This window comes from Bacillus sp. 05T31 (genome assembly GCF_056396725.1).
In genome coordinates this window covers 1-2723 of record NZ_JBFTMA010000614.1, presented here as the reverse complement: position 1 = coordinate 2723, position 2723 = coordinate 1, and the positions used below count along the sequence as shown (strand labels likewise).

Genomic DNA, 2723 nt, shown 5'->3' with positions numbered 1-2723 from the left:
GTAAAAGAATCGCTTTCTAGGTTCCTATTTTCAATTACATTACATAAAGAATTGAGAAATTATCATTTAAGAGCCTTAACTATCACTTCAGCTGCATCTGCAATTAATTTATTATCATAGGCAGCCTCTTTTTCATCTTTACTAGATAAGATTGCAATGATAATAGGTGCCCTGTTCGGCGGCCAAACGATAGCAATATCATTTCGTGTCCCATAACTTCCAGCTCCTGATTTATCTCCAACTACCCAGTCAGTTGGTACACCTGAACGAATAAGTTTGTCTCCTGTAGCATTTCCTTTCATCCACTCTGTAAGAATTTTACGTTTATCAGCTGGAAGTGCATTTCCGACCGTAAAAGCCTTAAGATTGGTAGCAATSGCTTTYGCTGTACTAGTGTCACGAATGTCTCCTGGAGTAGCTTCGTTTAACTCTGGCTCAAAGCGATCAGCCATAGTAACCCGATCACCCATCTGTCTAAGTGCTTTTTCATATCCTTTAGGTCCGCCTATTTTATTAAATAAAATGTTCCCGGCGGTATTATCACTGGAACGAACAGCCGCCTCTGCAATTTCCCCAAGTTTCATGCCTGTATCTACATGTTTCTCTGTAATGGGTGAATATTCCACCAAGTCGTCTTTCGTATAAGTGATAACTTCATTTAATTTCTCAGTTGAGTTTTGCTGTAGCAATACTCCTGCCGCTAATGCCTTGTAGGTTGATGCAAAGGCAAATCTTTCGTTAGGTCGATAAGCAATTGTTCGATTTGTACCAGTATCAATAGCATACACACCTAATCGAGCATCAAATCTTTTCTCAAGTTGAGAGAATTCTTTATACGTCGCATGATTTTTATGTTTAACTGGTCCGGTCTTTTCTTTCGCTTCAACTTGCAATGCCCCTCCTGTAAAAGCTTCTAGGCTTGTAAGACTTAAACCTAATATACCAACACATAAACCTACTTTTAACATCCTCTTGTTTTTCAAAATCATCATTCCTTTCAAATTTTCAATACTGAAAACAAGTAGTAAATTCAATACACTGTATCCTATTTGAAAACCTGTTTTTATACTTACAAATAATAGACCATCTAAGAAACAAGTTTGTTCCATAAAGTGAAACTTTAATCAGTGGGGGTTTTGTTCATCCCCCACTGATTATCAGCCCTCACCAATCGGGCTTTTACGGGCAGCCCGACTCCCGCCTAACTTCTTTGCTCCAGCTGAATTTTGAGGTGGGAGTTTTACTACCCGGCAAATAGCGGGATAAATTTAAAACCTTTTTAACTAGTAGCCAAGATATTAACAAAAGTAAGAGATAGCAACTATGATAGCCGCTATCTCTTATTTCAAATTTTCCTTTTTCTTTAACTTATAAAGGCTTTTATATAAACAGGGTCTCTTCCCCTGAGAAAAGTGCACAAATTTTACTAATTTTGATTCGAACTATCTGTACTAGCAGCTTCACCATGTATACGTTGCTTTTTTAAATCAAAGTATACATCTAAAATTTCCTTTCCAATTATAGAATTAATTCCATTTTTATCATCATGAAGCCATGGGACTACTACAGAAAATGCTACTTCTGGATTATCATATGGAGCATATCCAACTAATGTTAAGTTGTAACATTCCATACGTTCTCCTTTTGCATTTCTACCAATTGGATCATCTCCACCATATACAGTTTGAGCTGTCCCTGTCTTTCCTGCTGGTTTATATGGCGCATTTTTGAAATACTTCACGCCAGTTCCATCACCTTCTTGGAATACCCATCTAAAGCCTTCTTTTATCCGATCAATATGTTCTTTCTTCATATCAACTCGATTTAATACGACAGGCTCTATAGAGCGTATAACTTTACCGACCTCTTCTTCTTTTATTGATTGCTCTCGTATTTCTTGTACAATTTGGGGTTGCATTCTATATCCACCATTTGCAATAGTTGAAATATATTGTGCCAATTGCAATGGCGTATACGTATCATACTGACCGATAGAAAAATCTAGTAAAAACCCAGGTTGACTATCTACTTTTCTCGTTTGCCCAATTATTTCATTYGGTAAATCAATWCCTGTTGGWACYCCTAAACCAAATTGTTTAAAATAATAACGCATTKTRTCAAATGCTCCTTGTTTAATATCCAATGAACCATTTGGTACGTAATTAACTCCCGCAATTTTTAAAGCTGTCTGGAACATGTATACATTCGAAGATACTTGTAAAGCTCGTAAATCATTAATATTACCAAATCCGGATACATTCCATGATTTTTTGGCTTGTGTACCTTTAAATTTCATCGGTGCATCATAAAATTGATCTCCTGGCTGTATTGCCCCTGTCTCATATCCAGTTAATAACGTTGCGCCTTTTACAGCTGAYCCTAGCTCATACGAAGTTGTCATGTTACCTAATGCCAAATCCTCAATCTCTATTTTCCCTTCTTTTTCTACAATCTTTTTGCCTGCCATAGATAAAATCTGTCCGTTATTYGGATTTGTCATGACGACAAACGCTCGGTCCAACAGTGGCTCTGAACTCTTAAAAGCTCTCAAATTTTTCTCTATACTTTCTTCCACTTTCTTTTGTAATTCCATATCAATCGTTAATGTTAAACTAYTACCACTTTTTCCTTTAGAGATTATTTCTGYGYTWAYAATGTTTCCTGATTTATCAGTAATGTTTTTCACTTCTTCTTTTGTGCCGTGTAATACATCTTCATATCGT

2 protein-coding genes are annotated in these 2723 nt (G+C 36.5%); both read right to left on the bottom strand.

Annotated features, from left to right (window positions below):
* Window positions 1-62 precede the first annotated feature (62 nt).
* Window positions 63-989: a class A beta-lactamase Bla1 gene (gene bla, locus AC1DJR_RS25230; protein WP_477003780.1), complete on the bottom strand. Its 927-nt coding sequence runs from the start codon at window positions 987-989 to the stop codon at window positions 63-65.
* 437 nt (window positions 990-1426) lie between these two features.
* Window positions 1427-2723: peptidoglycan D,D-transpeptidase FtsI family protein (locus tag AC1DJR_RS25225; protein ID WP_477003779.1), on the bottom strand; the 1297-nt coding region annotated here is incomplete at its 5' end.